General features: G+C 45.7%; 2 protein-coding genes and 1 tRNA gene. 1 reads left to right on the top strand and 2 read right to left on the bottom strand.

Annotated elements, in window-relative coordinates; translation table 11 throughout:
- Positions 1-142: 142 nt before the first annotated feature.
- Positions 143-216 (bottom strand) — tRNA-Arg (locus ACYVGO_RS38625).
- Between the two features lie 171 nt (positions 217-387).
- Here ACYVGO_RS38625 and ACYVGO_RS38630 point away from each other — a divergent pair.
- Positions 388-723 carry a hypothetical protein gene (locus ACYVGO_RS38630; protein ID WP_142772592.1) on the top strand — a complete coding sequence of 112 codons (336 nt, stop codon included), beginning with the start codon at positions 388-390 and terminating at the stop codon, positions 721-723.
- 74 nt (positions 724-797) lie between these two features.
- Here the strand turns inward: ACYVGO_RS38630 and ACYVGO_RS38635 are convergent.
- On the bottom strand, positions 798-1,658 hold an 861-nt coding region (locus ACYVGO_RS38635), incomplete at its 5' end, for a glycoside hydrolase family 9 protein (protein WP_460974141.1).

Below are 1,658 nucleotides of genomic sequence, written 5' to 3' on the forward strand. Positions count from 1 at the left end.
ATTTGATTAATTCACAAACCTAAAAAAATACAATGCCCTCCACAACTTTTGGAACTGATCCCGTACAAGTTGTTTAAACCAACGTTTAAACCGGAATAAAAAAAGCTAGTCAGCAATTAAGCCAACTAGCTGATTTTCAGTGTGATCCCGATTGGATTCGAACCAATGACCGCCTTCTTAGAAGGAAGATGCTCTATCCAGCTGAGCTACGGGACCCTCTTTATAGCCGCAAAAGTACGCCGATTGCGCTTGTTTTGCAAAAAACCGGCTACCAATGTTATTTACGTTACCGTTTACGAAACCTGCTGTATCGAAACGAAACTAATAACTTTTACCAGGGCCAGGCTGTTAGGTACGTGTTAGTACCTTTAATCCTACTACCCCCACATGAGCAATCAATCCGAAAACCTGAAGGTTATATTTTACGAGTCCGGTTCTGAGAACAAGGCAGGCAATGTTGTGGCAGATGGCTATTTCAGCTTTGTGCCTACGTTCAAAGAAGGTGATACGATTAACATGACACTGGCTCGTCGGCAGGCCACCAACGCAACTGTACATAATCCCATTGGCCATAAAACCCACCGTATTGTGAAAACAGACTGGGTCCTGATGGTTGACGAACGTTCTAAAAACGCGCTGGCTACACTGGTTGTATCTGTAGAGAAAATTGACCTTGTTGATAAAGTGCCTGAGCCCTCCTCTATAGTAGCTACGCACGAGTAGGCGAACAAACCAATTATTTATTAACAAACCTCCCAGTCAGCATTTATAGATGCGAACTGGGAGGTTTGGCAACGTTAGTTACCTATATTGAGCTTACCTCCGTTGGTATAGGTAAGCTTCCCTTTCAACTCCAGCTTTTTAGCGTTGACGACGGCATCGACTGTAACAATGTGTGATGATTGTATACTCACGCGATCAGTAATTGACGGAATTCGACCACACGCCCAGGTAAAAGGATCATTCCAACTACCCGATTTTACACTGGTCACCACATCCGTATAACACATTGACTGAGCAAGAAGTCGTAAATAAGCCCCCTGCGAATAAATGGCGGGTTCATTTAGCTGCCAGGAGTTCTCTGGGTAGCTGGTATTCCAGGCTTTATAGGATTTCTGAATGGGTTGGTTTTGCGGAGGGCTAATTACTGGCCCTGAATATGCCGCATCGGGTGCGTAGGTAGGATTCGCACCGCCCATCAGATAGGCCGGTGGCGGATTAAAATCAAAAACGGTACCATCGCCAAACCAGGAGTGGTACATTGTTGGCGCCGAAAACTCTCCTCCATAAGCGCCCATATTCGTCAGGTAGCAATAGGCCGTAGGATTCACACCGTGCAGGTAATGAATAAAACCCATGCCTGCATCCCGGTAATTCGTTTTGTTGACGGCATCCTGATTGTAGGTATTCATCGAAAAAAACATATTCCCCTGGTGAGCTTTTGTCTCATTACTACCCCAGGTGTAATTGGTATTGCTCAGAAAAGCCCGGTACGCATCGGATTGATTCAGGTAAGCAGGCAGGTTATCCGAATTCGTCGTTTTCAGACTGGCTGTATAGGTCGATAGGATCGCATTTTTGACACTGGCCGTAGCGCCCGGAGCGCGGGCATAATACAATAAGGCATCCTGATAGGTTGCCTCGAATGGGTAGGCAAA

It is taken from the genome of Spirosoma migulaei (assembly GCF_054776855.1).

Coding starts and splice junctions, on each gene's coding strand:
- ACYVGO_RS38630 (WP_142772592.1), top strand. CDS start 388: ATGAGCAATCAATCCGAAAACCTGAAGGTTATATTTTACGAGTCCGGT.